Raw genomic sequence first — 26,948 nt, 5'->3', positions numbered from 1 at the left:
GAAGGAGGGGTGTCGACAGGTCCGGCGGCGTCGACGCGCGCCGATGCGTCGGGACGAGCGGATCGTGCGATCTTGCGCGAACACGAGCCCTCCTCGGAGCCCCCACCATGCCCCACGATCCCCGCTTCGGCCCCGACCCCGACAGCCTGCACCCCCTGCCGGACCACCCGCGCGTCACCTTCCTCCGCAACCTGCCCCTGCCGGAGAACGTCGAGGTCGGCGCCTATACCTATTACGACGATCCCGCCGGGCCGCAGGCCTTCCTCGACAACATCCTCTACCACTTCGCCTTCCTGGGCGACCGGCTGCGGATCGGCCGCTTCTGCGCCCTCGCGGCGGGCACGCGCTTCCTCATGAACGGCGGCAATCACCGCCTCGATGCGCCCTCGACCTACCCCTTCGCCATCTTCGGCGGGGCCTGGATCGGGCGCTTCGCGGACGAAACCGTCTTTCCGAACCGGGGCGATACGGTGATCGGCCACGATGTCTGGCTCGGCCATGACGCGACGATCCTGCCGGGCGTCACCATCGGCAACGGCGCCGTCGTGGCGGCGAAATCCGTGGTGACCCGCGACGTGCCCCCCTACGCCATCGTCGCCGGCAACCCGGCCACCTTCGTGCGGATGCGGGTGCCGCCGGAGGTGGCGGAGCGCCTGCAGGCCCTGGCGTGGTGGGACTGGACGCCGGAGCGGATCACGCGCTGCCTGCCGGCGATCAGCGGTGGGGATGTGGCGGCGTTGGAGGCCGAGGCGACCGGAAGCCTGACCGGCACCTGACCAGACCCAGGCCTCGATAGCCGTCTTGCCCTCGGCCGGGCTCGACACGCCAATCGGCTTCAAAGGGGGTATTGTCCGGGAGACCAGTACGGTTCCAGCGGCGATCCGGCGATGGTCTCCGCTTCCCAGCGGCGCAGGATCGCGAAGAGCACGTCTCGGTTTCCCGCGCGTAAGGGTTGATCGAGCAAGCGGAGCCGGTCGCGCATCCGCTGCAGGGAGGCGTGCTCCGGGACGTGATCGCTGAAGTAGAAAGGCCTCATCTCGGCCCAGATCTCCTGGGCTCTCTTGAGCTCATCGAGGGCAATGCAGGCCGCGAGATGCCAGTCCTGATTGAGAAAACCTTTACGGTCCGGGTGTGTGCTCGCGAATTCCAAGCATTTGCGGCCAGTATCCAGGGTTCGGAACGCCGAGAGGGCCACCGCATCGACCTGATGCACGAAATCCTCGTAGATGGTGGGATCAGACCAGAACCAACCATAGCCTCCGGGGAAGTGAGCAGATCGCTGGATTCTATCTCCGCCTCGTCCCAGATCTTGCCAGGATCGCGTTTCGTGCATGAAGAACGGGACCAGGTGCCAGCTCACCACACAGACTCGCGGATTCGAGATCCGATCGACGAGGATCATCCGTCCCACAGGCCCCACGGGCTTCAGCCAAACCCTGTTCCTGCCGGCCGGGACCAGATCCGGGTTTGCTTGGAGAAGTGGCGCGTACAAGCCTTTGATTTGCTGTTTCGTCGTCATCAATTCGGCCTCACCTGGATAATGACGACGCCTTTGGCGTCCGGGAAATGCACCTGTGCGATCCTTGCCAGGAGGAGGGCTCTCGTCGCGCTAAGGCCTCTTTTGCCCGTCTTGTAATCGTAGACGCAAACCATCCGATTGGGGGTATACTCATATAAGTCCAGGCGAACAGAATTATGCTCCCCGTAATTAACTCCCGTTCCCTGAGTCTTATCGATCGAGTATTCGACACGAACGTTCGGATAGTTCCGCAGTTTAAATGTCTCGCCGATATCGTAATGAATCAGGGTACCCAGTTCCGGATCGCTCAGATGGGAATTTAGGGCTTTCAGCCGACGCGTCGCCTCATCGGTTACCTCCTGAACTTCGGGATTGAGCGGGCAATATACATTCAAGGTCGTTTGATCGACGTGCCCGATCCAGATTTTTGAAACTGTATTCTTTGCATCTGCCTGGAAATCATATTTGAAAGCCGTCCGACCCGGTTGCCGCCCGAATGTGCCCGGCCGCGTTCGCAGATACGTGAAAAGCAGCGCGCCAGCTTCGATCGTCGTCGCGATGGCAGGGGCCACGACGAAGGGCACGGCCGGCAGAAAGGCCGGTTGCACTGTCGCTGCGGGCGCGGTGCCAACGCCCGCGAAGGTCGATCGCGACAACACCTCGCCGGTCTGCCCATCGCGAATCGTCTGCACCTCGCCCGCGTTCTCAAAGACGCGGCTGTCGCCGTCCGGGGTGACGACGGCGTGCTGCTCGTCCCACTCGCCCCGACGGGAGCGCACCCGGATCGACAGAACCTCCCCGCCGCCGTCCAACATCGTTCTTTGCGGCGTCCCGGCATCCGGGTCGCCCTCCAGCAACGCCCACCGGCCGCCCGTTCGGGGCGACGAGCCGATGGGGTCGCCGGAGCCGCCTCCGTCCGAGACCCAGCGCCCGCCGTCTCTCTGTCCGGCCTGCACCCGCGGCTGATCGGCATTGTACTTGTGGCTCAGGGCGCGGCGCAGCCGAACCAGCTTCGTCTCGGTCCTCAGGACCGCGAGGAGTAGGCGCAGATCACGCGCCTCGTTGGCAGGAAACGACGGACTCGGGCGCTGAGGACCTGACATCGTGACCGCCTATGTTCATGTTATGTTCTTTTCTAACTCAGCCTAGGAAAAATTTCAAGGATTATTATCTTAGATCAAGCTCTATTGATCGCTTCGGAGCCGCGCCCACGAAGCGTTCCCTCTGCGTCCACGGAAGGGAACCCTGAAGCGCTGCCCGACCGAATCGAATTCGTCGGCATCCCTCGTTCTCCCGAATGGTGCTCGCAGCCACGCCTTCCCGGAGAAGGAGCACCGTGGCGCTCTCACGACAGAACCGGGATGAATGACCCCGCTTTGCCCGAAGGCTCTCGCCGCCACATCTCTCGGGGAGCCCCGCGTCAGGCGTCTCGACCTGGCGAACCCGTCAACCGGAAGCCGTCTGAGGCATTGATGCGCCTGAAACGCAGAACGCCGCCCCACGGGATGGGACGGCGTCGGTCGCAACGCTGGCGGCCGCTGGTGATCCAGCGGCCGACGTCGGAAAAATTGGCTTCAGGCGGCCGCCTGGGCCCGCTTCAACAGCTTCCGGTTCACCAGCATCTCGGCGATCTGTACGGTGTTGAGCGCCGCGCCCTTGCGCAGGTTGTCGGCGACGCACCAGAACGAGAGGCCGTTCTCCACCGTGCCGTCCTCGCGGATGCGGGAGACGTAGGTGGCGTCCTCGCCGGCGGCCTCGTGCGGGGTCATGTAGCCGCCGGGCTCGCGCTTATCGACCACCATGATGCCGGGGGCCGAGCGCAGGAGCGCCGTGGCCTGCTCGGCGGTGATCGGGCGCTCGAACTCGACGTTGACCGCCTCGGCGTGGCCGATGAACACCGGCACGCGCACGGCGGTGGCCGTGAGCTTGATCTTGGGGTCGAGCATCTTCTTGGTCTCGGCCACCATCTTCCACTCTTCCTTCGTGTAGCCGTCCTCCATGAACACATCGATGTGCGGGATGACGTTGAAGGCGATGCGCTTGGGGAACTTCTCGGCCTTGATCTCGCCGGCGGTGAAGACCGAGCGGGTCTGCTGGAACAGTTCGTCCATGGCGTCCTTGCCGGCGCCGGAGACCGACTGGTAGGTCGCCACCACCACGCGCTTGATCGTGGCCGCGTCGTGGAGCGGCTTCAGCGCGACCACGAGCTGCGCCGTGGAGCAGTTCGGGTTGGCGATGATGTTGAGCTTGGAGAAGCCGTGGATCGCCTCCGGGTTCACCTCGGGCACGATCAGCGGCACGTCCTGGTGGTAGCGGAAGGCCGACGAGTTATCGATGACCACGCAGCCGGTCTGACCGATCCGGGGCGACCACTCCTTCGAGGTCTCGCCGCCGGCCGACATCAGGCAGATGTCCGTGTCGGAGAAATCGTAGGTGTCGAGCGCCTTCACCTTCAGGATCTTGTCGCCGAAGGACACGTCCTGCCCGGCCGAGCGGCGCGACGCGATCGCCACCACCTCGTCCGCCGGAAAGGCGCGCTCGGACAGGATGTCCAGCATCTCGCGGCCCACATTGCCCGTGGCACCGACGACGGCGACCTTGTAACCCATGGTTCTTCACTCCACTCTCGCGCCCGGGGACGGCGCCCGCGGCGTCCCGTCCCGGCGCGGCTCCTGTTCGCCTCCCCGCTCCGCGCCATCGGGGGGAGGGCGGCCCGTCCTCCGGTCCGCCGCATCGCGACGCTCATGCCCCTTGCGGCGTGCGCACCGCAGCATGAGTCGCCAAGGGCGGGAGCAAGACGCCTCGCTCCCGCCGCTGTCAAGCGCCGTCGCGCGGTTCAGGCCACCCGGGCGGCCGGGCCCCGGCTCAGCGCGTCCCGCGCCTCGGCCAGGATCGTGTAGGAGCGCCGCCGCGCCGCCGGGTCGTGAATCGCGCTCGCCACCATGATCTCGTCGGCCCCCGTCTCGGCCACGAGGTCGGCGAGCCCCCGCGCCACCGTCTCCCGCGAGCCGACCAGGGACCGCGCCAGCATCCGCGAGGCCTGGGCCTTCTCGTGCGGCGCCCAATAGGCCTCGATGTCGTCGATCGGCGGGGGCAGGCGCTCGCGCGTACCGCGCACGAGGTTGGTGAATTGCTGCTGGGCCGAGGTGAACAGGCGATGCGCCTCGGCGTCGGTGTCGGCTGCAACGACGTTGATGCCGATCATCGCGTAAGGTGCCGCATGATGCAGCGACGGCTGGAAGCGCGCGCGGTATGATGCAACGGCGGCGAGCAGCTGATCGGGCGCGAAATGCGACGCGAACGCATAGCTCAGGCCCAGCATCGCCGCGAGCTGCGCCCCGTACAGGCTCGAGCCGAGGATCCACAGGGGCACCTTCGTGCCGGTGCCGGGCACCGCCTGGACCGCCTGCCCGGGCAGCGGATCCCCCAGCAGCGCCTGCACCTCGAGCACGTCCTGCGGGAAGCTGTCCGCATCGCCCGAGCGCCGCAGGGCCCGGGTCGTGCGCGGATCGGTGCCGGGCGCCCGTCCGAGGCCGAGGTCGATCCGGCCGGGGAACAGTGTCTCCAGGGTGCCGAACTGTTCGGCGATCACCAGGGGCGCGTGGTTCGGCAGCATGATCCCGCCGGCGCCGACGCGGATTTCACGTGTGTTCGCAGCCACATGGCCGATCACCACGGCGGTCGCGGCGCTGGCCACACCCACCATGTTGTGGTGCTCGGCGAGCCAGAACCGGCGGTAGCCGAGCCCTTCGGCATGCCGCGCGAGGTCGACGCTGTTGGCCAGCGCATCGGCGGGCGTCGCACCCTCCGGCACGAAGGCGAGGTCGAGGACGGACAAGGGGATCATGGATTCCTGGTGTGCTGTCGCGGTGGTGCCCCTCGCCTCAGATCGCCACGGCACCCCGCCGCTTCAAGGCGGGGCACCCCGTTCGCCGGCACGGACGATTCACCCTACCCACCGAAAAACCCCGCCTCCGACCCACGCGGAAACCGGATGGTCGGGCCCTCGCCGCAGGATCCGCATCCGGTGGCGAAGCCCTGCCGCCGGCGAACCCCGGACCGCGATGCCGACGACACTCGATCCTGGCGACCCGATGGCGCTCGAGCCCGTGCGCCCGTTCCCGATCCTGAGACGGCTTGCCCAGGTCACGGTCGCGGGCTGCGCCATCGCGCTCCTCAGCCTGTTCGCCCGTGAGAAACGGGAAATGGCACCAGCCGTACCTCCGCCCTCCGCCCAGGCCACCGGATCCGGCATCGCGCCTTCGCTGCGCGCGGCCCGCCCGGCGCTGCCGCTCGCCCTCACAGCGCCGCGCTTTCACCTCGACGATCCCGCCGCACTCGAGCCGGTGCGCGCGGAGCCTGCCCGGCTCAACCCCTTGAGCGGTCAGCGCGAAGACGTGCTCGTTCAGGGCGATTTCGCCAGCATCGAGATGCCCTATCTGCGCCTGACACTGACCGAAACACCCGGCTCGGAGGCGGGGCAGAGCCTGTTCGTCACCCTTGCCCGGCGCGCGGCCGAGGCGCAGGGCCTCGCCGTCCTCCGCACCGGCGAGCGCGGATCGATCGAGACCAAGTTCGGTGCGATCGAGACCCTCGAGATCACCCTCGGCGGCGAGGGCAAGCGCACCTGCGCCGGCTTCACCAGCCGCAAACCAGGGTTGCTACGCCTCGATGGGTGGCTCTGCGCGCCCCTCGGACAGGCGCCCGAACCCCGAGCGGTCGTCTGCGCCCTCGACAAGGTCACTCTGAACGGTCAAGCTTGGCCGGAAGGGGAGGGCGCCTTCGCGGCCTTGGCGCCCCTGCGCGATCCGGCCTGTGGCCCCCGCGCTGTCGCGGAACGGGATGTGGGCGGCGAAACGGGTTCGATCCCGAGTCGGCGCGCACGAAAAAATGAGGCCAAACTACGGCCGTCGGGCCAAGCGCGGCCATAATGCGGGAACAACGGCCGCGCTGGCACGTCTTCCCTCCAGAGAGAAGGCCGAGTTTCTTAAGGAAGCGCGGCCTACAGTCCCCCAGTCTCAACGAAGGTGCGTCATGCGCTCAGCCTCGATTGCCCTGATGGGCGCCCTTACCCTCGCTGCCGTCGGCGCGAACACCGCTGCCGAGGCCCAGGGCCGCTACGCTCCGGCCGGCTACCGCGTCAGTGCCCCGCTGCCGATTCGCATTCGTCCGCGCAGCTGGCTCGATGCCGGCAACGTGGTCGAGGCCAATAACGGCTCCGTGGGCAACCCGGCCACGAACCCGCACTTCATCACCGCCAGCTACCTGAACTCCCCGCCCTACGGCCGCAACGATCGCTTCGGTGGCGGCATCCTGCCCGATCCGATCACCAACGGTCCGTTCATCGGCGCCCGGTCGAGCGCAATCCGCAACGTGGACTTCTCGGCGGTCGACGCAATCGACCCGACCTCCTACGTCTCGCGCTACGGCAACCCCTACTGAACTCCGACGCAAGTCGGATCTGCGACGGGCCCCTTGCGGGGCCCGTTTTCGTTTGCGCCGACCGGAAGTTCGCGGCCTTCAGGTGGCCGCGTGCTTCAGTTCGCGGAGGATGGCGTCGCCCATCTCACCGGTGCTGATCGGCGTGACGCCCTCGCCAGCGATGTCCCGAGTGCGGGCGCCCGAGGCGAGGGTGCGGGTGACGGCCGATTCGAGAAGGTCGGCGGCCTCCCCGAGGCCGAAGGAGTAGCGCAGGCACATGGCGAGCGAGCCGATCATGGCGATCGGGTTGGCGTAGCCCTTGCCCGCGATGTCGGGGGCCGAGCCGTGCACGGGCTCGTACAGCGCCTTGCGGCTCCCCCTGGTATCGACCGCGCCGAGAGAGGCGGAGGGCAGCATGCCGAGTGACCCGGTGAGCATCGCCGCCACATCGGAGAGGACGTCGCCGAACAGGTTGTCGGTCACGAGGACGTCGTACTGCTTGGGGCGGCGTACGAGCTGCATGGCGCAGTTGTCGGCGAGCACGTGTTCGAGGGTGACGTCGCTGTACTCGGCATGGACCTTCGTGACGACCTCCTTCCAGAGGACGCCGGATTTCATCACGTTGTGCTTCTCCGCGGAGGCGACCCGGCCAGAGCGCTTGCGCGCGAGATCGAAGGCCACGTGGGCAATGCGCTCGATCTCGGACGTGGTGTAGACCTGTGTGTCGACGGCGCGCTTGGAGCCGTCCGGCAGGAGCGTGATCTCCTTCGGCTCGCCGAAATAGACGCCGCCGGTGAGCTCACGCACGATCATGATGTCGAGGCCTTCGACCAGCTCGCGCTTGAGAGCCGAGGCGTCGGCCAGAGCCGGGTAGCAGATGGCCGGGCGCAGATTCGCGAAGAGCCCGAGATCCTTGCGCAGGCGAAGCAGGCCCGCCTCGGGCCGGATCTCGTAGGCGACGTCGGCCCATTTCGGGCCGCCCACGGCGCCGAGCAGGATGGCGTCGGCGGCATCCGCCCGCGCCAGGGCCTCGTCGGTGAGCGGCTTGCCGTGCGCGTCGATGGCGCTGCCACCGACGAGGTCGCGTTCGATCTCGAATCTGGCCAGACCCATCTCGGCGAGAGTACCGATCACCTTCTCCACCTCGGCCATCACCTCGGGGCCGATGCCGTCGCCGGGCAGGAGCAGGAGCTTGTAGGGGGTCATGGGATCAACTCGCAGAAGGGGTTCGTAGAATCGAAATGGGTTCCGATGTCAGACCTTGCGCGCCACCGTGAAACGGGCCGCCTGCCGCAGGATCTCCGCCTTGTCGCCCCAGGCCGAGACGGCGTCGTCGCAGACGCCCACGAGACGGTCGCACTCGGCCCGTGCGCCGTCGAGGCCGAGGCGGTCGACGAGGGTGGCCTTGCCGGCATCCTTGTCCTTCCCCGTCGCCTTGCCCATGGCCTCAGGCGAGGCCTCGCGGTCGAGGATGTCGTCGGCGATCTGGAAGGCCTGGCCGAGCGCATGACCGTAGCGCAACAGCGCCTTGCGCTGGTCCGGCGTCGCACCGCCTACGATGGCGCCGGCTTCGACGGAGAAGGCCAGGATCGCGCCCGTCTTCATCGCCTGGAGCTGGAGCGTCTCGTCGACGCCGAGGGAGACGGGACCGAAGCGGCCTTCCGCGCCAAGGTCGAGGAGTTGGCCGCCGACCATGCCGCCGAGCCCCGACGCCTTCGCCAGGCCAAGGACGAGGTCCGCGCGGATCGCCGGATCGGGCTGCCAGGTGGCGTCGGCGAGAATCTCGAAGGCCAGGGTCTGAAGCGCGTCGCCGACCAGGATGGCGGTGGCCTCGTCATAGGCCTTGTGCACGGTCGGCTTGCCGCGCCGCATGTCATCATCGTCCATGGCCGGCATGTCGTCGTGGACGAGGGAATAGCAGTGGACGAGCTCGATGCCCGAACCGGCAGCGAGGGCGCCGGTCTCGGAGCCGCCGAGCATCCGCGCGGTCTCGATGGCCAGGAACGGACGCAGGCGCTTGCCGCCGCCCAGCACCGCGTGCCGCATGGCCTCCATCAAGCGCACGGGCCGGGTGATCTCCCCGGCCTGCGTCTCGGGCGCCAGCCGCTCGGCGAGGTAGGCTTCGACCGTGTCGGCGACCGTCGCAAGCCTGTGGGAAAACGCATCCATCGGGGCATCCGCCTTGACCGAAGCGTGGGATCCTTGCGTTGACGTCATGTTCGGTCGGGCCTTCGGTCGGGGATGTCGTGTCGCGGGCGGGGGAGGTTCGGATTCAGGACGCTGGGGAGAGCGCGGAGAGGCCGCTGCGGACGGTCGCGGCGCGCCCTGGGGCATCGCGCAGGGCCTTCGGCACGCGCAGGGGCGGGGTGATGCGGCGGGTCGTCAATCTCATCCTGCTCCTCCCCATTCTCGCGTTCGCTCTCTTATTGTGCCTCGCGCTCGTCTATAGCGCGCTGACGCCGCCCTCAACCCTGATGCTCGGACGTTGGTTGACGCTGCGATCCGTGGATCGTCAGGCGGTGAGCCTGGACGCGATCTCGCCGTACCTCGTCCAGGCGGTCGTGGCGTCGGAAGACCAGCGCTACTGCCTGCACGGTGGCGTCGATTGGGGCGCGCTGCGGGACGTGGTCGATGACGAGGAGGGGCCGAGCCGGGGCGCCTCGACGATCCCGATGCAAACCGTGAAGAACGTCTTCCTGTGGCCGGGCCGGTCCGTGATCCGCAAGGGCCTGGAGATTCCCCTGGCGCTCCTCGCCGATGCTCTCTGGGGGAAGCCGCGCACGATGGAAATCTACCTGAACATCGCGGAGTGGGGAGAAGGGGTGTTCGGGGCGGAAGCTGCGGCGCAGCGTTGGTTCGGCAAGCCCGCCCGCGCGCTCACGCGCGGCGAGGCGGCCCTGCTCGCTGCCGTGCTGCCGAACCCGATCCTGCGCAATCCTGCCCTGCCGTCGCGGGGCGTGCGGGCCCAGGCCGCCCGGATCCAGGCGCGCATGAACGGCGTCTCGGGGCTGATGGGCTGCCTGAAGCGGTAGCCCGCAACCGCCGGATCGGGTACCTGCCGCCCAACCTCCCGGCGGCCCCCATCGGCCGAGACGGGCGCCCTCGCGGCGACACGCGCGAAAGACCCGACGATGACCGAGCCGACCTTCGAACTCACGCTGGAGCGTATCGCCCTGATCCGCCGGATGGTGGTGGCCTGGAACCGCGACGGCGCCGGTGCTCCCATTGTCCATCCGGATGCGCCCTACGGCAGCACCGATCGCGATGGCGACATCTTCAACGTGACCGGTGACGACGACGGGGCGGACGAGGAGCATCGAGCGCTGGGGGACGCGCTCGCGGTATTCACGGACAATGCGGTTCTGAAGCCGGGACGCTATGCCTACCACAACACCCTGGCCAAGCTCGATTCGGACGATGTCGGCGACGTGTTTCGCGACGAATCCACCGGCGAGACGCCCGAGCACGTCACCTTCGACGTGACCGAACACCATATCGCCTTGGTCCGCACCCTCGCGATCCTGTGGGACGCCGCTCGCGACGTCCCGGCGGTCGATACGCAGGCGCCCTACGGCGCTGTGGCCGACCTGCCAGACCAGCACCACGAAATGCAGCCGGCGCTCCAGATCTTCCTGCGCTATGCCGATCTGGGTCCCGGTGATTTTCGCCGGGATGGAGCGCGTTGGCTTCCGGCCTGACGCCGGTTCCAGGGTCAAAGCCGCGCAGGATCGAACGTCCGGCCCTCGCGAGCGTTGGGGAGGACGATCAAGCCGAGGACCCTATGAATGCTGCAACGCTGGCCGAGCCGGATCTGGATTGTCCGTCACGGCGAGAGCGCCGGGAATGTCGCCCGGGATGCGGCCGTCGATGCGGGGCTCTCGCGTATCGACATCACGGAGCGTGACGTCGACGTCCCGTTGAGCGAGCGGGGCCAATCGCAGGCCGAGGCCCTCGGCGCGTGGTTCGCGGCGATGCCCGAGTCCGAGCGCCCGAACGTGGTCCTCACCTCCCCCTATCGCCGAGCACGACAGACCGTTGCGGGCATCCGGCAGGCGGGAGGCGTGGCCGCCGAGGCTTCCGACGACTTCGTCGACGAGCGCCTTCGGGAGAAGGAGCTCGGGTTGCTCGATCGCCTGACCCGCACGGGCATCGAGGAACTCTATCCCGAACAGGCCGCTCTCCGAGCTCAGCTCGGAAAGTTCTACTACCGTCCGACCTGCGGCGAGAGCTGGTGCGACGTGATTCTGCGCCTGCGCGGAGCCATGGATACCATTTCCCTGCATCACGGCGAGAAGCGGGTGCTCATCGTCGCCCATCAGGTCGTCGTCCTCTGCCTGCGCTACCTTCTAGAGCAGATGACCGAGGCGGAGATCCTGGGCATCGATGCGGAAGGCGATGTCCTGAATTGCTCGGTCACCGAATACGCGTACCGCGCGGAAGCCGGAACCACGGGCGGGGTCAGGCTCGAGCGCTACAATTTCGTCGCACCGATGGAGCGAGCCGGCGCGCCGATCACGGCCGAGCCCTCGCCGAAGGAGGACGTCCGATGAAGCACAACCAACTGACACGCGAGGGTTTGCGTGCTCTCCCCCTGCCGACACCGGAGGCCGGCAGCAAGGACGACCGTGGCAGCGTCCTCGTCCTCGGTGGCTGCGCTGAAGTCCCCGGCGCCGTCTTCCTCGCCGGCGTCGCGGCACTTCGTGCGGGGGCCGGTAAGCTGAAGATCGCGTCCGTCCGCAGCGTCGCCGTGGCGATGGCGCTCGCCGTGCCCGAGGCGATGGTGATTGGCCTGCCAGAGACCAATGCCGGCGAGATCGACCCGGAGGGAGCGCTTGAGCAGGTCTCCAAGGCGGCCGATCGATGCGACGCCGTTCTCATTGGGCCCGGTATGAGCACTTGCGGCCCCACGACGGCGCTCGTCGAGGCGCTGCTGACGAAGCATACGGACACCGCCTATGTCCTCGATGCGGGGGCGATCTGCGAACTGAACCAGCATGCTGCGACCGTGCGCGCTCTTGGGCGACGGCCCATTCTCACACCGCATGCGGGCGAGATGGCGCAGGTTCTCGACTGGAAGCGGGAAGCCGTAGAAGCCGAGCCCCTCAGGGCTGCGCAAAGCGCGGCCGAGCTGTTTCAGGCGGTGGTGATCATGAAAGGCGCCGAGAGCTGGATCGTCGCGCCCGATGGCGCGTGCTGGCACTACGCCGGTGGTGGTGTCGGTCTGGCCACATCCGGATCCGGCGACGCGCTCGCCGGAATCATCACCGGCATCCTGGCGCGCGGCGTCGAACCGGTTCGGGCGGCGCTCTGGGGCGTCTACCTGCACGGCGAGGCCGGTGCACGCCTTGCCGCATCCGTTGGCCCCGTCGGCTTCCTGGCCCGGGAGATCTCGGGCGAGGTTCCGGCGCTGATTCGCGCCGTGGATGCCGATGCTTGAGTCCTCCGCCGCTGTGATCGCCCCCCCTCGCGTAGAAGGGGCAATCGTCGCGGATCAGGCGCCGAGCTTCTTCTTGCGCTGGGCGAGCGTACGCAGGCGTAGGGCGTTCAGCTTGATGAAGCCAGCTGCGTCGCGGTGGTCGTAGGCGACTGCACCTTCCTCGAAGGTGACCAGGTCCTGATCGTAGAGCGAGTTCGGGCTGGTGCGGCCGATCACATGCACACCGCCCTTGTAGAGCTTCAGCCGGACCTCGCCGGTGACCATCTCCTGGCTCTTGTCGATGAGCGCCTGAAGCATTTCGCGCTCCGGCGAGAACCAGAATCCGTTGTAGATCAGCTCCGCGTATTGCGGCATGAGCTGGTCCTTCAGATGCGCCGCACCCCGGTCCAGGGTGATCGACTCGATCGCGCGGTGGGCCGGCAGCAGGATGGTGCCGCCCGGCGTCTCGTACATGCCGCGGCTCTTCATGCCGACGAAGCGGTTCTCGACGAGGTCGAGCCGGCCGATGCCGTTGTCGTGCCCGAGCTGGTTGAGCTTGGCCAGCAGGCTCGCGGGGGAGAGCGCCTCGCCGTCGATGGAGACCGCGTCGCCCTTCTCGAAGCCGATGGTGACGATGGTCGGCGTCTCGGGAGCTTCCTCCGGCGAGATGGTACGTGAGTAGACGTAGTCCGGCACCTCGTCGGCGGGATCCTCCAGAACCTTGCCCTCAGAGGAGGCGTGCAGGAGGTTGGCGTCCACCGAGAACGGGCTCTCGCCGCGCTTGTCCTTCGAGATCGGAATCTGGTGCTGCTCGGCGAAGGCGATGAGCTGCTCGCGGCTCTTCAGGTCCCACTCGCGCCAGGGCGCGATGACGGTCACGTCCGGCTTCAGTGCGTAATAGCCGAGCTCGAACCGGACCTGATCGTTGCCCTTGCCGGTGGCCCCGTGGCAGACCGCATCGGCCCCGAGGCGCTCGGCGATCTCGATCTGCTTCTTCGCGATCAGCGGGCGGGCGATCGAGGTACCGAGGAGGTAGACGCCCTCGTAGACTGCGTTGGCCCGGAACATCGGGAACACGTAGTCGCGCACGAATTCCTCGCGCAGGTCCTCGATGAAGATGTTCTCGGGCTTGATGCCGAGGAGTTCGGCCTTGCGACGCGCCGGCTCCAACTCCTCGCCCTGGCCGAGATCGGCGGTGAAGGTGATGACCTCGCAGCCATAGGTGGTCTGCAGCCACTTCAGGATGATCGAGGTGTCGAGGCCGCCCGAATAGGCGAGCACGACCTTGTTGACGGGCTTCGGATTCGCGTCGGACATGGGGCTCGCTTCAGGTTCGGGACTTCGAGATGGCGGCGGCTTATCAGCGGAGCGCGGGACCGTGCAACCGCCATGCCGCCGGCGGCGTTCGCCCAGCATGACCGTGGCACGAAACCGCCTTGTCGCAGCCACGCCTGCAGGTGACACTTGCGGCCGACCTTGGACCCGGAGATTCGACGCATGCCGCGTAGGCCGACAATCGAATTCTGGTACGAGTTCGCGTCCAGCTATTCCTATCTCGCTGCCATGCGGATCGAGGCACTGGCGCAGGCAAGTGGGGTCGAGGTGCGCTGGAGGCCGTTCCTCGTTGGGCCCATCTTCGCCGCGCAAGGGTGGAATTCCTCGCCCTTCAACCTTTATCCCGCCAAGGGCCGGCACATGTGGCGCGACGTGGAGCGCGAGGCCGCACGCTTCGGGCTGCCACCCGTGAAGCGCCCCGATCCCTTCCCGCAAAACAGCCTGAGTGCCACGCGCGCCGCCACGTACGGCATGGACCACGATTGGCTCGTGCCCTTCTCCAAGGCCGTCTACGAGAGTGCCTTCGCGCGGGGACAGTCGATCGCCGAGCCCCCCGCCGTCGTAGCGCTTCTCAACGGGCTCGGGCTCGACGGGACCATCATCCTCAAGCAGGCTGCGACCGAGGCCAACAAGGGGCGCCTGCGGGTCAACGGCGAGGAGGCTCGCTCCCGCGGCATCTTCGGCGCGCCGACCTTCCTGACCGATGATGGCGAGCTGTTCTGGGGCAACGACCGGTTGGAGCAGGCCCTGGCCTGGGCTGCGGGCGACCGGCCAGGTGCCATGCGCGAATAGAGCGTCGCCGGAGGGTGATGCTGGCGGCGCGGCTACGCCCGGTCTAGAAGCCTGACCGCTTTCCCTCGTATTCCGGGCTGCCCCATGAGCCTCGCTTCGCTGCGCCTCGACCGTCGGCGCTTCCTCCTGGCATCCGCCGGCCTCGCCTCGAGCCTGGGGCCCGTCCTGGCGCAGGGCTATGGCCAGGCCTACAAGGTCGAGAATGACGAGGGCCGTCCGGTCGCGAACATGCGCCTGCCCGGCGAGATCGTTGGCGAAATACCGGCCTTGCGCGGGGTGACGTATATCGGTCCGGCGGATGCCGGCACCACCCTCTACGAGTTCTTCGACTACAACTGCCCGTACTGCCGGAAGGCGGCGGCGGACATGGCTTCGTTGAGCGAGAGTGACCCGGCCCTGCGAATCGGGCTCATCAACAACCCAATTCTCGCGGTTCAATCCGCCCAGGCCGCGAAGGTCGCGCTCGCGGTTCAGCGCAAGCTCGGTTCGGCGGCCGCCTGGAGCCTCTATCGCACGCTGCTGGCGAAGCCCGGCAGGATCGACGGTCCGGGCGCATTGCAGGCCGCGACCAAGCTCGGCGTGACCTCGGGCGAGATCGAGACGATCGCAGACAGCGAGGACGTTCGCCTCGCCCTGAAGGCCCAGATGCGCATGGCCGCGGATCTCGGCCTGTCCGCGACCCCCTCCTACGTCCTTGGCAATACAGGTCTTCTCGGTCATCCGGGACCGAAGGCCCTCGCCCGAATGATCGCCGCGTCCCGACGCTGCGATCAGGTCGCCTGCTGAAGTCCGGTTCTCCGCCGACCGATCTGAACGAAGGGGATGCCTCACCTTCGCCACCGTTTCCGCGCACCGAACCGGGTCGGGGTTTCCACGTTCAGCAAGGCCTCGGCGCAAGTTCCCTCGTCTTGCGCCCCCTCTACACGCATGCTAGGCCCTCGCCGCGCCGGAAGGGCAGGCTTCTACAGCTCGCGCAGACCGGCACGTTCCCAATCCTGACGGTTCTTGAGCCCCCGCCGAACACGGTGTGAAACGGGCGGAGCCCTCAGGCAGGATTGAAGAGAGAGCGGCGCGTGGCGCAGAACGGTTCCGAGGCGGGTTCCCCGGTTGCAGGCGTAGCGGCGCGTTACGCGTCGGCTTTGTTCGAGCTGGCGCGCGACGAGCGTGACATCGATGGCGTCGCGGCGAACCTCGATCGGTTCGACGGGATGCTCAAGGAGAGTGCGGACCTGCGCCGCTTCGTGCGCAGCCCGATCTTCTCGGGCGCCGAGCAGGAAGCCGCCATCCTGGCCCTCCTGGAGAAGTCCGGCATCGGTGGCATAGGCGGCAACTTCATCCGCCTCGCCGCCGCTAACCGCCGCCTGTTCGCACTCCCCGACATGATCCGCGCCTTCCGTGCCCTGGTGCGGGAGTCGAAGGGCATCGTCCGCGCCGAAGTCACCGTCGCCGAGCGTCCCTCGGATGCCGTCGTCGAGGAGATCAAGGCTTCCCTGCGCGACGTCGCCAAGTCCGAGATCGACCTCGACCTCCGGATCGACCCCAGCCTGATCGGGGGCCTCGTGGTCAAGATCGGCAGCCGCATGGTGGACGCGTCGCTTCGCACCAAGCTCAACGGAATTCGGCTCGCGATGCGGGAAGCCCGGTAAGGGCCTCCGAGGCCCGACCGCTTCCCGTTCCCAACCCCATTCATTCAATCAACGATAAGAGGCCCGACGATGGACATCCGCGCCGCCGAGATCTCCGCGATCCTGAAGGACCAGATCAAGAATTTCGGCCAGGAAGCCGAAGTGACCGAGGTCGGCCAGGTCCTGTCCGTTGGTGACGGCATTGCCCGCGCCTACGGCCTCGACAGCGTTCAGGCTGGCGAGATGGTCGAGTTCGAGTCGGGCGTGCGCGGCATGGCCCTCAACCTCGAGCAGGACAACGTCGGCATCGTGATCTTCGGGTCCGATCGCGACATCAAGGAAGGCCAGACCGTCAAACGCACCGGCGCCATCGTGGACGTGCCGGTCGGCAAGGCGCTGCTCGGCCGCGTCGTTGACGCCCTCGGCAACCCCATCGACGGCAAGGGTCCCATCGCCACCACCGAGCGTCGCCGCGTCGACGTGAAGGCGCCGGGCATCATCCCGCGCAAGTCGGTGCACGAGCCGATGGCAACCGGCCTCAAGGCCATCGACGCGCTCATCCCCGTCGGTCGCGGCCAGCGCGAGCTCATCATCGGCGATCGCCAGACCGGCAAGACCGCCATCGCCCTCGACACCATCCTGAACCAGAAGCCGGCCCATGCGGGCACTGACGAGAACGCCAAGCTCTATTGCGTCTACGTCGCCATTGGCCAGAAGCGCTCCACCGTCGCCCAGTTCGTAAAGTCCCTCGAGGACAATGGCGCTCTGGAATACTCGATCGTCATCGCGGCGACCGCTTCCGACGCCGCGCCGATGCAGTTCATTGCGCCCTTCGCGGGCTGCGCCATGGGCGAGTACTTCCGCGATAACGGCATGCACGCCGTGATCGTGTATGACGATCTTTCCAAGCAGGCCGTCGCCTACCGCCAGATGTCGCTGCTGCTGCGCCGTCCGCCGGGCCGCGAGGCATATCCCGGCGACGTGTTCTACCTGCACTCGCGGCTGCTCGAGCGCGCCGCCAAGATGGGCGACGCCGCCGGCAACGGCTCGCTGACCGCGCTCCCGGTCATCGAGACCCAGGCGAACGACGTCTCGGCCTACATTCCCACCAACGTGATCTCGATCACCGACGGCCAGATCTTCCTCGAGACCGACCTGTTCTACCAGGGCATCCGCCCGGCGGTGAACGTCGGCCTCTCGGTGTCTCGCGTGGGCTCCTCGGCTCAGACGAAGGCGATGAAGAAGGTCGCCGGCAAGATCAAGGGCGAGCTCGCGCAGTACCGCGAGATGGCCGCCTTCGCGCAGTTCGGCTCAGATCTCGACGCCTCGACCCAGAAGCTCCTGAATCGCGGCTCGCGCCTCACCGAACTCCTGAAGCAGCCGCAGTTCTCGCCGCTGAAGATGGAAGAGCAGGTCGCGGTGATCTATGCCGGCGTGAACGGCTACCTGGACAGCCTTCCGCTGAACAAGGTTCGTCCCTTTGAGGACGCCCTGCTCTCGGCCCTGCGCACCAAGCACGCTGACCTGCTGACCAAGATCCGCGACTCGAAGGACCTGTCCGACGACAGCGCCAAGACCCTGAAGGGCGTTGTCGAGAGCGTCGCCAAGTCGCTCGCCTGAGCTGACGTCAACAGTGAAACCGGCCGCCTCCCGGTGGCCGGACCTCAGTGAGAGCAGGCGCCCGGTCCGTTCGGGCGCCTCGCCTTGAGCGGCAGCGGATGGATCTGGAAGTCACCCCATGGCGAGTTTGAAGGATCTGCGGAACCGCATCACCTCGGTGAAGGGCACGCAGAAAATCACCAAGGCGATGCAGATGGTCGCTGCCGCCAAGCTGCGGCGCGCCCAGATGGCCGCTGAGAGCGCGCGCCCCTACGCCGAGAAGATGTCGCAGGTACTCGGCAACCTCGCGGCGAATCTCGTCGGCGGCGTCCAGGGTCCGAAGCTCCTCTCCGGCACCGGCGCGGAGAAGACCCACCTGCTCATCGTCTGCACCGCCGACCGCGGCCTGTGCGGCGGCTTCAACTCGTCGATCGCGCGTCTGGCCCGCGAGCACGCTCGCAAGCTGGCGGCCGAGGGCAAGACGGTGAAGATCATCACTGTCGGCAAGAAGGGCTACGACCTGCTTCGTCGCCAGTTTCGCGACGAGATCATCGAGAACCGTGACCTGCGTGGCAACAAGGCGGTCGATTACGAGTTCGCCGCTGAGATTGCCGAGAGCATCATCGCCCGCTTCGATGCCGGCGAGTTCGACGTGGCGACGCTGTTCTACTCGCGCTTCCGTTCGGTGATCTCGCAGATCCCGACCGCTCAGAAGCTGATTCCGGCCGAGTTGCCGGAGACCGGCGCCACGGCCCCCGACGCGGCGCTCCAGTTCGAGCCGAGCGAGGAGGCGATCCTCGATACGCTCCTCCCGCGCAACCTCACCGTCCAGGTGTTCCGCGCGCTCCTCGAGAACGCTGCCTCCGAGCAGGGCGCCCGCACGGGTGCCATGGATTCCGCCACGCGCAACGCCGGCGAAATGATCAAGAAGCAGACGCAGATCTACAACCGCACGCGTCAGGCCATGATCACCAAGGAACTCATCGAGATCATCTCGGGTGCCGAAGCGCTCTGAGCGCTCTCCGACGCCCTGACCGCAACATTCCCAAAGGACCCGTAACATGGCGAACACCGCTCTCCCCGGCGCCGGCTCGAACAAGGTCGGCAAGATCACCCAGGTCATCGGCCCGGTGGTCGACGTTCACTTCGAGGGCCATCTGCCTGAGATCCTGAACGCCCTCGAGACCAAGAACAACGGCAGCCGTCTCGTCCTCGAAGTCGCTATGCAGCTCGGCGAGAGCACCGTGCGCTGCATCGCCATGGACACCTCGGAAGGTCTTGTCCGCGGCCAGGAGGTCACCGACACCGGCGAGGCCATCAAGGTCCCGGTCGGCTTCAACACCCTCGGCCGCATCATGAACGTCATCGGCGAGCCGATCGACGAAGCCGGCCCGATCCAGTCGGAGACGCTGCGCGCCATCCACCAGCCGGCCCCCGCCTATTCCGAGCAGTCCACCGAGTCACAGATCCTGGTCACCGGCATCAAGGTCGTCGACCTCCTCGCCCCCTATGCCAAGGGCGGCAAGATCGGCCTGTTCGGCGGTGCCGGCGTGGGCAAGACCGTGCTGATCATGGAGCTCATCAACAACATCGCGAAGGTGCACTCCGGCTACTCGGTGTTCGCCGGCGTCGGTGAGCGCACCCGCGAGGGCAACGATCTCTACCACGAGATGATCGAGTCCAAGGTGAACATGGACCCCAAGGAGCATAACGGCTCCGCCGAGGGCTCCAAGTGCGCCCTGGTCTACGGCCAGATGAACGAGTCCCCCGGTGCCCGCTCGCGCGTCGCGCTGACCGGCCTGACCATCGCCGAGGACTTCCGCGATCAGGGCCAGGACGTGCTGTTCTTCGTGGACAACATCTTCCGCTTCACCCAGGCCGGTTCGGAAGTGTCGGCGCTGCTCGGCCGCATCCCGTCGGCGGTGGGCTACCAGCCGACGCTCGCCACCGACATGGGCGCCCTGCAGGAGCGCATCACCACCACAACCAAGGGCTCGATCACCTCGGTGCAGGCCATCTACGTGCCGGCCGACGATCTGACCGATCCGGCGCCCGCCGCCTCGTTCGCCCACCTCGACGCCACGACCGTGCTGTCGCGCTCGATCGCCGAGAAGGGCATCTACCCGGCCGTTGATCCGCTGGACTCCACCTCGCGCATGCTGAACCCCGCCGTCCTCGGCGAGGAGCACTACGACGTGGCCCGCCGTGTCCAGCAGACCCTGCAGCGCTACAAGGCCCTGCAGGACATCATCGCAATCCTGGGCATGGACGAGCTCTCGGAAGAGGACAAGCTGACCGTCGCCCGCGCCCGCAAGATCGAGCGCTTCTTCTCGCAGCCCTTCTCGGTGGCCGAGATCTTCACCGGCTCGCCGGGCATCCAAGTCCCGCTGGCCGACACGATCAAGGGCTTCAAGGGCCTCGTGAACGGCGAGTACGACGACCTGCCGGAGGCGGCGTTCTACATGGTCGGCACGATCGAGGACGCCAAGGAGAAGGCGAAGAAGATCGCCGCAGCGGCCTAAGGCGTTGAACGCGAAGGCCGTTCTCCTCCTCGTCGGTCTTGTTGTCGGCGGTCTGGCCGGGTATCTCACCCGGCCCGAGGCCGCCGAGATCAAGGTGGGCTCGTTCAGCCTCGAGATTCAGGGAGATTCGCCGGCGGGTACGCGTGGCGGCTCCCTGACCACGGGCCAGATGCAGCACATCGGCATCTTCGCCGTCATCGGCGCAGTGCTGGGCCTCGGCATCGGATTCGTCGCCGACCGCCGCCGGGCCTGACCGGAATCGCACGGCGCGCCCCTTCCTGAAGGACGGCGCGTCGTTCCATCGACAAGACAACCCGAGCCGGGATCCTCGACCTCATGGCCACCTTCCAGTTCGATTTCGTCGGCCCCGAGCGGACGGTGTATTCCGGTCAGATCGAGGCCGTTCAGCTCCCGGGTATCGAGGGCGAAATGACGGTGCTCCCCGGGCATGCCCCCGTGCTCACGGCGCTAAAGGTCGGCGTCATCGTGATCAACGAGGCGGGTCACGCGGGCAAGCGCGTGCTGGTGCGCGGCGGTTTCGCCGATATCGGCCCCACCTCCGTGACCGTGATCGCGGAGCGGGCGAACCCGTTCGAAGAGATCACGCCGGAATCCATCGATCGCGATATCGCGGCGGTAGAGCTGCAGCGCGACGCCACCGAAGACTTTGCCAAGAAGGACGAGCTCACCGGCCAGATCGTGCAGTTGCGCGACGCGAAGGTCGCGCTCAACTTCTGATGGTCTACATCGTCGCGTGACGCAGAAGAGCGTCGCGCGCTGCATCACCTTCCGGACATCCCTGTTCCAGCCAGAGCCGGCGTGCGTCGGCCAGGCGTCGTCCGATTTCCGGGCCCGGTCGAACTCCGAGAGCGATGAGATCGGCGCCCGCGATCGGGAAGGACGGCTTCGCGAAAAGCCCGGCGTCGAGGTCGTTGAGATCGGCGGCCGCGTCCGGAGACCAGTCCGGGCGTCCTTCGCCTCGGATCGTCCGCGCTGCGAGGCTGAGGCCCGCCACGGTGTGTGTGGCAGCGAGGCGGCGCAGTTCGGGGCCGTCGATCCGGGCGCGACTGCGAAGCGCCGTCACCGCCCGGGCGTATCCGAGCAGGGCCGTCTGCTCCGTGTTGGACAGCCTGAGCGCCAGTCGCAGACGCTCGACATCCGCTTCCGAAAACACCGCGAGGGCGGCGAGCCGGTCGATCTCGGAGGCTTGTCCGGGCGTGTTCGCGACGCAGCGGGCGAACCGGCCGAGATCACCGATCCCGCCGATCAGGCGCGCCAGAAGTCCCGACTCGCTCAGGTCCGCCAAGCCCTCGCAGGCCCGAGGGGCTTGTAAAAGCTTGAGAAATTCTGCCCGGACGCGCTCGCGCGAGAGGCCGTCCAGGGCGTCGCGTGCTTGGATGCAGGCGGCAAAACCCGGTTCGTCCGGGCGGCCGATGCCGTAGCGGGCATGGAAGCGGAAGAAGCGCAGGATGCGCAGGGCGTCCTCTCGGATGCGTGTGCGGGCGTCCCCGATGAAGCGGACGCGACCGGCGCGCAGGTCCGCCACGCCACCGGTGGTGTCGTGGAGCCGTCCGTCCGGGTCGAGGGAGAGGGCGTTGAGGGTGAAGTCCCGGCGCTCGGCGTCGCGGGGGAAATCGCGCCCGAAGCGGACGACGGCGTGGCGCCCGTCGGTCTCGATATCCTCGCGTAGGGTGGTGACTTCGAAGGCCGTCCGGCCGGCAAGCAGCGTAACGGTCCCGTGCTCGATTCCGGTCGGTACAAAGCGCATCATGCTGCGCGCGGCGAAGGCGATCACTGCATCAGGCTGCAGAGTCGTTGCAAGATCGATATCGTCGCCTGTCCGGCCGAGCAGGGCGTCGCGGACGCAGCCGCCGACGAGGCGGGTTTCCTCGCCCGGGACCGCCAGGGCCGCGAGGACCCGGACCACGTCGGGCTGCGCGAGGAGCCGCGCCGGACCCTCCGGGTCGAGGGTATGGCCGCTCACTGGAACCGGCCGGGCACCACCTGCCCGTTCTCGAGATGGGGCGGTATGTAGCCGCCGCGGTGGCGTTCGCCGAACAGGCCGGTGGCAACCAGCGACAGGATCACGAGGCCGAGCCCCGCCAGGGTCAGGCGGAAGACCTGCCCGTCCCAATGCGTGCGGTCGTGCGGCCGGCGGCCGCTGATTGCGAGGTAGAGGAAGAACAGCAGGAAGGGCAGGAGGAAGATCAGGACTTCCTCGACGAGACGACGAATCATGCGGGTTCCGGGAGGCGGAGGGGCCGGTCGCGGCGCCTCATGGATAGAGGCGCGCGTCCAGGTTGTTCACGATGCCGGCGGTGACGCCCCAGATCCGGAAGTCACCGTAGCGGATCACATAGGTATGCCGCACCCGTCCGCGCCAGATCCCGCGCTCGATCCGGCGCTCGGCGCGGTCAAGGAGGTGGGGAAGGGGGACCTCGAAGGTTGCCGCGACCTCGTCGGGGTTCAGGGTGAGCCGGGCGCGAGGGTCCACGAGGCCCAGCACCGGCAGGACGAGGAAGCCGGTGGCCGAGAGGTAGGGGTCGAGGTAGCCGAGCACCCGTACCGCGTCCGGCGCCAGCCCGACCTCCTCCCGGGCCTCCCGCAGGGCCGCGTCGGCGGGGGTCGGGTCGCCGGGGTCGATCTTGCCGCCGGGAAACGCGATCTGCCCGGAATGGTCGCGCAGATGTGCGGCCCGCACCGTGAAGAGGACCCGCAGGCCGTCCTCGCGCGGCAGCACCGGCACCAGCACGGCCGCGCGCCGGTGCGGACGGTCCGGGACGGTCTCCGCCTCAGTCCCGTCGAGCTCGTGATCCCCGCGCGGATTCGCGGTCGGGTCGCCGGGGCCGGGGGGCTCCGCCGAGAGGAAGCGGGCGGCCCGGTCGAGGAGGTCGGCCAGCGCGTCGTCCCGCGTTCTCGCCGCTCTCATGCGCTCTCGGCGGGCGCGATCCGGTGGAAGAGGCCGCCGGCCTCGAGTCCGAGCCAGCCGTCGCGCGTCTCGGCCAGCGCCAGGAGGTCGTGGGTGAGCGCGCGGGTCAGGAGCGCCCAGAGGTCACCCCGGACATGAAGGTAGGGCCGCAGGCCCCCGGCCGCGTCCTCGGCGAAGCGCAGGGTGTGCTCCGCATCGACGGGGACGAGATCGTCCACGTTGGTCCGGAAGGCGATCCGCCGCGTGGGCCCATCCCCCTCGACCGCCATCTCCACGGCGATGAAGGGTGCGTCCTCCACCGTGATGCCGACGCGTTCCACGGGGGTGACGAGGACGATGCGGCCATCGGCCTCCCGCCGGAGGATCGAGGCGAAGAGCTTCACCAGGGCCGGGCGCCGGATCGGGCTGCCGTCGTGGAACCAGGTCCCGTCGGCGGCGATCCGCATGTCGATGTCCCCGCAATCGGGCGGGTTCCAGCGCTCCACCGGCGGCGGGCCGCGGCGGTCCACGTCCCCGAGGGCGGCGCTGAGGCGGTCGATCGTCGGATCGCCGGAGGGGGCGGGATCGGGTCGGGTCATGGGCGGGAAAGATAGCGCATCCGGTGCGTGAGGGAACACGGCCCGTCATCGCTCTCGAACCGATGGCCACCGGTGTCATTCCGGGGCACCGGAGGCGAAGTCGGTGTTTCGCGCCGCCGCCGGGGCGGGACCTTGCCGAACCTGTGTTTCTGGGGCTCGGGTTCCGCTGCGTCGGTTCGGGATGACACAGTGTGGCGGGGCTTTCGATGCTGCCGGACGTCCTTTGCGGTCGCCCTGCCGCGAGGGGGAGGGGAGGTTGTTGTGGTTCGAACGCCGGATGTCGCCAGCTTTCAGGTCCCCGCTCGGGCAGAAGAGGACGATTGCACGAGCGTCAACCTGCATCGGCTTGGCGCCGCTCTCCTCCCCCTTGCGGGGAGGAGCCGGAGGTGGGGGTGCCGGCGCCTTACTTCGGACGTTGAGGCATTCCTGGCGATCCGGTTCGGGGGAACTCAGGATCGGTGTGCCGGCACCCCCACCTTGACCCTCCCCGCAAGGGGGAGGGGAGGCCGTTGTGGTTCGAACACCGGGTGTCGCCAGCCTTCGCATCCGCGCCCGGGCAGAAGAGGCCGATCGGCCCAAGCACGAACCCGAGTCCGTCGAGCACCGCTCTCCTCCCCCTTGCGGGGAGGAGCCGGAGGTGGGGGTGCCGGCGCCTGACTTCGGACGTTGAGGTGGTTTTGGCGATCCGGTGTGCGGGAAATCAGGACCCGCGTGCCGGCACCCCCACCCTGGCCCTCCCCGCAAGGGGGAGGGGAGGCCGTTGTGGTTCGGTCGTCGGGACATCGCCAGCCTTCACGTCCGCGTTCGGAGCAGGGAAACCGATCCCCCAGCACGAACCCAAGACCGTCCAGCACTGCTCTCCTCCCCCTTGCGGGGAGGAGCCGGAGGTGGGGGTGTCGGCGCCTTACTTCGGACGGTGAGGCGTCCTTGGCGATCCGGTCCGCGGAAACTCAGAACCCGCGTGCCGGCACCCCCACCCTGGCCCTCCCCGAAAACCGGAAATCAACCACACCGGATCCGCGACGTGATCGACGGGACGCATCAGCACCCGCCAAAGCCTCACGGGGCCTGGCCCTGGAAGCCCGCCTCGAACCGGCGCCACCGGCTCCGAACCCTGCGGCGTCGCGCCGACCTTGCCAGCGTGCCTCAAAGGGCGCCACACTCACGGGCTGTAGGCGGGGGCCGGGTTCACCGCGAGACCGGACCCCGCATCGCCGCGCGCGACCCCTCGGGTCGACGCCACACGCAACACGCCAGGACGGACACGCATGACGCAGGGCTCGCAGCCGGCCACGACCCTCGATGACGGCATCGTCGCCGCGGCGGAAGCCTGTCTCGGCGCCGTCGGGCAGGCCCGCGAGGCGATCCACCGGGTCATCTTCGGCCAGGAGGCGGTGGTCGACCTCGCCCTGGTGACGATCCTGGCCGGCGGCCACGGGCTGCTCGTGGGCCTGCCGGGGCTCGCCAAGACCAAGCTGGTGGAGACGCTGGGGACCGTGCTCGGCCTCGATGCCCGCCGCGTGCAGTTCACGCCGGACCTGATGCCCTCCGACATCCTCGGCACCGAGATCCTCGACGAGGACGCCGAGCGACACCGCTCCTTCCGCTTCGTGAAGGGGCCGGTCTTCACCCAGCTCCTCATGGCGGACGAGATCAACCGCGCCAGCCCGCGCACCCAGTCGGCCCTGCTCCAGGCCATGCAGGAGCACTTCGTCTCGGTGGCGGGGGAGCGCCACGACCTGCCGCGCCCCTTCCACGTGCTGGCGACCCAGAACCCCATCGAGCAGGAGGGCACCTACCCCCTGCCCGAGGCGCAGCTCGACCGCTTCCTCCTGGAGATCGACGTCGGCTATCCGGATCGCGCCGCCGAGCGGCGCATCCTCATCGAGACCACCGGCGTGGACGAGCACCGGCCTGTGGCGGTGATGTCCACCGAGGCGCTGCTCTCCGCCCAGCGCCTCGTGCGCCGGCTGCCGGTGGGCGACGCGGTGGTGGATGCGATCCTCGACCTCGTGCGCTCGGCCCGGCCCGAGGGGGGCGACCCGGCGCTGAAGGACAAGCTGCTCTGGGGCCCGGGGCCCCGCGCCAGCCAGGCCCTCACCCTGGCGGTGCGCGCCCGCGCGCTGATCGAGGGCCGGGTCGCGCCCTCCATCGCCGACGTGAAGGCGCTGGCCGAGCCCGTGCTGAAGCACCGCATGGCGCTGAGCTTCTCCGCGCGGGCCGACGGCGAGACGGTCTCGGGCCTGATCGCCCAGCTCGCCGGCAAGCTCTAGGGCATGGCGATCCCCCGGCCCGGCGGCGCCGCCACCCAGGTCCTCGACCGGCACGCCCGCAATCCGGGACGCCGCGAGACCGAGGGCGCCCTGGCCCTGGCCGAGCGGATGCCGCGCCTGATCCTCGAATCCCGCCGCGTCTCCTCCACCCTGGCGCACGGCATCCATGGGCGCCGGCGCGCCGGGCCGGGCGAGAGCTTCTGGCAGTTCCGGCCCTTCGTGGCCGGCGAGGCCGCCGCGCGGATCGACTGGCGTCGCTCGGCCCGCGACGACCGGCTCTACGTGCGCGAGCGCGAGTGGGAAGCCACCCACAACATCTGGTTCTGGATCGACCGCTCCGCTTCCATGGGCTTCGCCTCGCATCTGGCGCAGGCGCCGAAGGTGGAGCGGGCCCTGGTGCTGGGCTTCGCCCTCGCCGATGCCCTGGTGGAGGGTGGCGAGCGGGCCGGCCTCCTTGGGCTCACCCGCGCCACCGCCTCGCGCCGCATCGTCGAGACCATGGCCCAGGCCCTGGTGGCGGACGCGGCCGGACAGGACGACGACGCCCCGCCCGCCGCCACGCCGGGCCGGTTCGACGAGGCCGTGCTGATCGGCGACTTCCTGTCCCCCCCCGAGGCCGTGAAGGCGTCGGTGGACCGGCTCGCCGGCCGGGGCACGCGCGGGCACCTCGTCATGATCGTCGACCCCGTGGAGGAGACTTTCCCGTTCCAGGGCCAGGCGGTGCTGCACGATGTCGGGTCGGCCCTGCGCCTGCATGTCGGCGATGCGGGGGCCTGGGGCGAGGCCTACCGGGTGCGGATCGCCGCCCACCGCGACCGCCTCGCCGAGATCGCCCGCGCGCAGGGCTGGACCCTGACGATCCACCGCACGGACCGCCCCGCCAGCGAAGCGGCCCTTCGCCTCCTGACCCTCCTGGCCGCCGCGCGCGGGACGGGCTGA

The 26,948-nt window shown here is 68.3% G+C and carries 28 protein-coding genes; 17 read left to right on the top strand and 11 right to left on the bottom strand.

Translation table 11 applies throughout. The features are described from left to right. The first annotated feature begins 107 nt into the window (after nucleotides 1–107). A complete protein-coding gene (locus OF380_RS04155; RefSeq protein ID WP_264049526.1) occupies nucleotides 108–776 on the top strand; it encodes a CatB-related O-acetyltransferase in 669 nt (222 codons plus the stop codon). 59 nt (nucleotides 777–835) lie between these two features. Here the strand turns inward: OF380_RS04155 and OF380_RS04150 are convergent, their stop codons facing one another. The 4 genes from OF380_RS04150 to OF380_RS04135 all read right to left on the bottom strand — a co-directional run bounded on the left by OF380_RS04150 (nucleotide 836) and on the right by OF380_RS04135 (nucleotide 5,366). Further along, nucleotides 836–1,519: a hypothetical protein gene (locus tag OF380_RS04150; protein WP_264049525.1), complete on the bottom strand. Its 684-nt coding sequence runs from the start codon at nucleotides 1,517–1,519 to the stop codon at nucleotides 836–838. After that, the gene (locus OF380_RS04145; RefSeq protein WP_264049524.1) at nucleotides 1,519–2,622 is read right to left on the bottom strand and encodes a hypothetical protein; all 1,104 of its coding nucleotides are present in this window, start codon (nucleotides 2,620–2,622) and stop codon (nucleotides 1,519–1,521) included. Before OF380_RS04145 ends, OF380_RS04150 begins: the two co-directional genes overlap by 1 nt. Nucleotides 2,623–3,093: 471 nt before the next feature. Continuing rightward, the gene (locus tag OF380_RS04140) at nucleotides 3,094–4,128 is read right to left on the bottom strand and encodes an aspartate-semialdehyde dehydrogenase (protein ID WP_264049523.1); all 1,035 of its coding nucleotides are present in this window, start codon (nucleotides 4,126–4,128) and stop codon (nucleotides 3,094–3,096) included. Nucleotides 4,129–4,355: 227 nt separating this feature from the next. Next, a complete protein-coding gene (locus OF380_RS04135; protein WP_264049522.1) occupies nucleotides 4,356–5,366 on the bottom strand; it encodes an LLM class flavin-dependent oxidoreductase in 1,011 nt (336 codons plus the stop codon). Between the two features lie 217 nt (nucleotides 5,367–5,583). Between OF380_RS04135 and OF380_RS04130 the strand changes: the two genes are divergently transcribed. Together OF380_RS04130 and OF380_RS04125 are read left to right on the top strand one after the other, a co-directional pair. Beyond that, nucleotides 5,584–6,450, top strand: coding sequence for a hypothetical protein (locus tag OF380_RS04130; protein ID WP_264049521.1), 867 nt, complete (start codon nucleotides 5,584–5,586; stop codon nucleotides 6,448–6,450). A 103-nt stretch (nucleotides 6,451–6,553) separates the two neighbouring features. Continuing rightward, nucleotides 6,554–6,961: a hypothetical protein gene (locus OF380_RS04125; RefSeq protein ID WP_244013682.1), complete on the top strand. Its 408-nt coding sequence runs from the start codon at nucleotides 6,554–6,556 to the stop codon at nucleotides 6,959–6,961. Between the two features lie 78 nt (nucleotides 6,962–7,039). Here the strand turns inward: OF380_RS04125 and leuB are convergent, their stop codons facing one another. Next, on the bottom strand, nucleotides 7,040–8,146 hold the full coding sequence (leuB, locus tag OF380_RS04120) for a 3-isopropylmalate dehydrogenase (RefSeq protein WP_264049520.1): 1,107 nt from the start codon (nucleotides 8,144–8,146) through the stop codon (nucleotides 7,040–7,042). 48 nt (nucleotides 8,147–8,194) lie between these two features. Then, nucleotides 8,195–9,157, bottom strand: a complete 963-nt coding sequence (locus OF380_RS04115; protein ID WP_264049519.1) for a polyprenyl synthetase family protein — start codon at nucleotides 9,155–9,157, stop codon at nucleotides 8,195–8,197. 152 nt (nucleotides 9,158–9,309) lie between these two features. Between OF380_RS04115 and mtgA the strand changes: the two genes are divergently transcribed. From mtgA to OF380_RS04095, 4 genes are all read left to right on the top strand, one after another. Then, nucleotides 9,310–9,972: a monofunctional biosynthetic peptidoglycan transglycosylase gene (gene mtgA, locus OF380_RS04110; RefSeq protein ID WP_264049518.1), complete on the top strand. Its 663-nt coding sequence runs from the start codon at nucleotides 9,310–9,312 to the stop codon at nucleotides 9,970–9,972. Nucleotides 9,973–10,071: 99 nt separating this feature from the next. After that, nucleotides 10,072–10,638 (top strand): hypothetical protein, encoded by a 567-nt coding sequence (locus tag OF380_RS04105; RefSeq protein ID WP_264049517.1) that lies wholly within the window; start codon nucleotides 10,072–10,074, stop codon nucleotides 10,636–10,638. Between the two features lie 87 nt (nucleotides 10,639–10,725). Next, a complete protein-coding gene (locus OF380_RS04100; protein WP_264049516.1) occupies nucleotides 10,726–11,490 on the top strand; it encodes a histidine phosphatase family protein in 765 nt (254 codons plus the stop codon). Next, nucleotides 11,487–12,377: an NAD(P)H-hydrate dehydratase gene (locus tag OF380_RS04095; RefSeq protein WP_264049515.1), complete on the top strand. Its 891-nt coding sequence runs from the start codon at nucleotides 11,487–11,489 to the stop codon at nucleotides 12,375–12,377. Before OF380_RS04100 ends, OF380_RS04095 begins: the two co-directional genes overlap by 4 nt. A gap of 54 nt (nucleotides 12,378–12,431) precedes the next feature. Here the strand turns inward: OF380_RS04095 and OF380_RS04090 are convergent, their stop codons facing one another. After that, nucleotides 12,432–13,673 carry an argininosuccinate synthase gene (locus OF380_RS04090; protein ID WP_264049514.1) on the bottom strand — a complete coding sequence of 414 codons (1,242 nt, stop codon included), beginning with the start codon at nucleotides 13,671–13,673 and terminating at the stop codon, nucleotides 12,432–12,434. Between the two features lie 180 nt (nucleotides 13,674–13,853). Here OF380_RS04090 and OF380_RS04085 point away from each other — a divergent pair, with 180 nt between their 5' ends. The 8 genes from OF380_RS04085 to atpC all read left to right on the top strand — a co-directional run bounded on the left by OF380_RS04085 (nucleotide 13,854) and on the right by atpC (nucleotide 20,967). Then, a complete protein-coding gene (locus OF380_RS04085) occupies nucleotides 13,854–14,483 on the top strand; it encodes a 2-hydroxychromene-2-carboxylate isomerase (protein ID WP_264049513.1) in 630 nt (209 codons plus the stop codon). A gap of 99 nt (nucleotides 14,484–14,582) precedes the next feature. Beyond that, nucleotides 14,583–15,269 carry a DsbA family protein gene (locus OF380_RS04080; protein WP_264051178.1) on the top strand — a complete coding sequence of 229 codons (687 nt, stop codon included), beginning with the start codon at nucleotides 14,583–14,585 and terminating at the stop codon, nucleotides 15,267–15,269. A gap of 287 nt (nucleotides 15,270–15,556) precedes the next feature. After that, nucleotides 15,557–16,129 carry a F0F1 ATP synthase subunit delta gene (locus tag OF380_RS04075; protein WP_264049512.1) on the top strand — a complete coding sequence of 191 codons (573 nt, stop codon included), beginning with the start codon at nucleotides 15,557–15,559 and terminating at the stop codon, nucleotides 16,127–16,129. Between the two features lie 69 nt (nucleotides 16,130–16,198). Continuing rightward, nucleotides 16,199–17,728 carry a F0F1 ATP synthase subunit alpha gene (gene atpA, locus OF380_RS04070; RefSeq protein WP_055948223.1) on the top strand — a complete coding sequence of 510 codons (1,530 nt, stop codon included), beginning with the start codon at nucleotides 16,199–16,201 and terminating at the stop codon, nucleotides 17,726–17,728. A 118-nt stretch (nucleotides 17,729–17,846) separates the two neighbouring features. Then, nucleotides 17,847–18,722: a F0F1 ATP synthase subunit gamma gene (locus OF380_RS04065; RefSeq protein WP_264049511.1), complete on the top strand. Its 876-nt coding sequence runs from the start codon at nucleotides 17,847–17,849 to the stop codon at nucleotides 18,720–18,722. Between the two features lie 46 nt (nucleotides 18,723–18,768). Continuing rightward, nucleotides 18,769–20,229 (top strand): F0F1 ATP synthase subunit beta, encoded by a 1,461-nt coding sequence (gene atpD, locus OF380_RS04060; protein ID WP_264049510.1) that lies wholly within the window; start codon nucleotides 18,769–18,771, stop codon nucleotides 20,227–20,229. Nucleotides 20,230–20,233: 4 nt separating this feature from the next. Further along, nucleotides 20,234–20,482 (top strand): hypothetical protein, encoded by a 249-nt coding sequence (locus OF380_RS04055; protein WP_264049509.1) that lies wholly within the window; start codon nucleotides 20,234–20,236, stop codon nucleotides 20,480–20,482. A gap of 83 nt (nucleotides 20,483–20,565) precedes the next feature. Next, nucleotides 20,566–20,967, top strand: a complete 402-nt coding sequence (gene atpC, locus OF380_RS04050) for an ATP synthase F1 subunit epsilon (protein ID WP_264049508.1) — start codon at nucleotides 20,566–20,568, stop codon at nucleotides 20,965–20,967. 4 nt (nucleotides 20,968–20,971) lie between these two features. Here atpC and OF380_RS04045 read toward each other — a convergent pair whose 3' ends face one another. The 4 genes from OF380_RS04045 to OF380_RS04030 are packed head-to-tail and all read right to left on the bottom strand — an operon-like array spanning nucleotide 20,972 to nucleotide 23,736. Further along, nucleotides 20,972–22,213 carry a CCA tRNA nucleotidyltransferase gene (locus tag OF380_RS04045; protein ID WP_264049507.1) on the bottom strand — a complete coding sequence of 414 codons (1,242 nt, stop codon included), beginning with the start codon at nucleotides 22,211–22,213 and terminating at the stop codon, nucleotides 20,972–20,974. Continuing rightward, nucleotides 22,210–22,467: a DUF6111 family protein gene (locus OF380_RS04040; RefSeq protein ID WP_264049506.1), complete on the bottom strand. Its 258-nt coding sequence runs from the start codon at nucleotides 22,465–22,467 to the stop codon at nucleotides 22,210–22,212. The genes OF380_RS04045 and OF380_RS04040 overlap by 4 nt, the downstream gene beginning before the upstream one ends. Nucleotides 22,468–22,504: 37 nt before the next feature. Then, a complete protein-coding gene (locus OF380_RS04035; protein ID WP_264049505.1) occupies nucleotides 22,505–23,158 on the bottom strand; it encodes a CoA pyrophosphatase in 654 nt (217 codons plus the stop codon). Then, nucleotides 23,155–23,736, bottom strand: coding sequence for a DUF1285 domain-containing protein (locus tag OF380_RS04030; RefSeq protein ID WP_264049504.1), 582 nt, complete (start codon nucleotides 23,734–23,736; stop codon nucleotides 23,155–23,157). The genes OF380_RS04035 and OF380_RS04030 overlap by 4 nt, the downstream gene beginning before the upstream one ends. A gap of 1,268 nt (nucleotides 23,737–25,004) precedes the next feature. On the opposite strand from OF380_RS04030, the gene OF380_RS04025 reads away from it, so the two are divergent. Then, nucleotides 25,005–26,009: an AAA family ATPase gene (locus tag OF380_RS04025; protein WP_264049503.1), complete on the top strand. Its 1,005-nt coding sequence runs from the start codon at nucleotides 25,005–25,007 to the stop codon at nucleotides 26,007–26,009. A 3-nt stretch (nucleotides 26,010–26,012) separates the two neighbouring features. After that, nucleotides 26,013–26,948: a DUF58 domain-containing protein gene (locus OF380_RS04020; protein ID WP_264049502.1), complete on the top strand. Its 936-nt coding sequence runs from the start codon at nucleotides 26,013–26,015 to the stop codon at nucleotides 26,946–26,948.

It is taken from the genome of Methylobacterium sp. FF17 (assembly GCF_025813715.1).
Taxonomy (GTDB): domain Bacteria; phylum Pseudomonadota; class Alphaproteobacteria; order Rhizobiales; family Beijerinckiaceae; genus Methylobacterium; species Methylobacterium flocculans.
Note: the sequence above shows the minus strand (reverse complement) of the source record. Positions and strands in the feature narration are given on the sequence as shown.

Excerpts from the sequence above, each read along its gene's own strand:
- OF380_RS04155 (WP_264049526.1), top strand. The coding sequence starts at position 108 with ATGCCCCACGATCCCCGCTTCGGCCCCGACCCCGACAGCCTGCACCCC.
- OF380_RS04150 (WP_264049525.1), bottom strand. The coding sequence starts at position 1,519 with ATGACGACGAAACAGCAAATCAAAGGCTTGTACGCGCCACTTCTCCAA.
- OF380_RS04145 (WP_264049524.1), bottom strand. The coding sequence starts at position 2,622 with ATGTCAGGTCCTCAGCGCCCGAGTCCGTCGTTTCCTGCCAACGAGGCG.
- OF380_RS04140 (WP_264049523.1), bottom strand. The coding sequence starts at position 4,128 with ATGGGTTACAAGGTCGCCGTCGTCGGTGCCACGGGCAATGTGGGCCGC.
- OF380_RS04135 (WP_264049522.1), bottom strand. The coding sequence starts at position 5,366 with ATGATCCCCTTGTCCGTCCTCGACCTCGCCTTCGTGCCGGAGGGTGCG.
- OF380_RS04130 (WP_264049521.1), top strand. The coding sequence starts at position 5,584 with ATGCCGACGACACTCGATCCTGGCGACCCGATGGCGCTCGAGCCCGTG.
- OF380_RS04125 (WP_244013682.1), top strand. The coding sequence starts at position 6,554 with ATGCGCTCAGCCTCGATTGCCCTGATGGGCGCCCTTACCCTCGCTGCC.
- leuB (WP_264049520.1), bottom strand. The coding sequence starts at position 8,146 with ATGACCCCCTACAAGCTCCTGCTCCTGCCCGGCGACGGCATCGGCCCC.
- OF380_RS04115 (WP_264049519.1), bottom strand. The coding sequence starts at position 9,157 with ATGACGTCAACGCAAGGATCCCACGCTTCGGTCAAGGCGGATGCCCCG.
- mtgA (WP_264049518.1), top strand. The coding sequence starts at position 9,310 with ATGCGGCGGGTCGTCAATCTCATCCTGCTCCTCCCCATTCTCGCGTTC.
- OF380_RS04105 (WP_264049517.1), top strand. The coding sequence starts at position 10,072 with ATGACCGAGCCGACCTTCGAACTCACGCTGGAGCGTATCGCCCTGATC.
- OF380_RS04100 (WP_264049516.1), top strand. The coding sequence starts at position 10,726 with ATGCTGCAACGCTGGCCGAGCCGGATCTGGATTGTCCGTCACGGCGAG.
- OF380_RS04095 (WP_264049515.1), top strand. The coding sequence starts at position 11,487 with ATGAAGCACAACCAACTGACACGCGAGGGTTTGCGTGCTCTCCCCCTG.
- OF380_RS04090 (WP_264049514.1), bottom strand. The coding sequence starts at position 13,673 with ATGTCCGACGCGAATCCGAAGCCCGTCAACAAGGTCGTGCTCGCCTAT.
- OF380_RS04085 (WP_264049513.1), top strand. The coding sequence starts at position 13,854 with ATGCCGCGTAGGCCGACAATCGAATTCTGGTACGAGTTCGCGTCCAGC.
- atpA (WP_055948223.1), top strand. The coding sequence starts at position 16,199 with ATGGACATCCGCGCCGCCGAGATCTCCGCGATCCTGAAGGACCAGATC.
- OF380_RS04065 (WP_264049511.1), top strand. The coding sequence starts at position 17,847 with ATGGCGAGTTTGAAGGATCTGCGGAACCGCATCACCTCGGTGAAGGGC.
- atpD (WP_264049510.1), top strand. The coding sequence starts at position 18,769 with ATGGCGAACACCGCTCTCCCCGGCGCCGGCTCGAACAAGGTCGGCAAG.
- atpC (WP_264049508.1), top strand. The coding sequence starts at position 20,566 with ATGGCCACCTTCCAGTTCGATTTCGTCGGCCCCGAGCGGACGGTGTAT.
- OF380_RS04040 (WP_264049506.1), bottom strand. The coding sequence starts at position 22,467 with ATGATTCGTCGTCTCGTCGAGGAAGTCCTGATCTTCCTCCTGCCCTTC.
- OF380_RS04035 (WP_264049505.1), bottom strand. The coding sequence starts at position 23,158 with ATGAGAGCGGCGAGAACGCGGGACGACGCGCTGGCCGACCTCCTCGAC.
- OF380_RS04030 (WP_264049504.1), bottom strand. The coding sequence starts at position 23,736 with ATGACCCGACCCGATCCCGCCCCCTCCGGCGATCCGACGATCGACCGC.
- OF380_RS04025 (WP_264049503.1), top strand. The coding sequence starts at position 25,005 with ATGACGCAGGGCTCGCAGCCGGCCACGACCCTCGATGACGGCATCGTC.
- OF380_RS04020 (WP_264049502.1), top strand. The coding sequence starts at position 26,013 with ATGGCGATCCCCCGGCCCGGCGGCGCCGCCACCCAGGTCCTCGACCGG.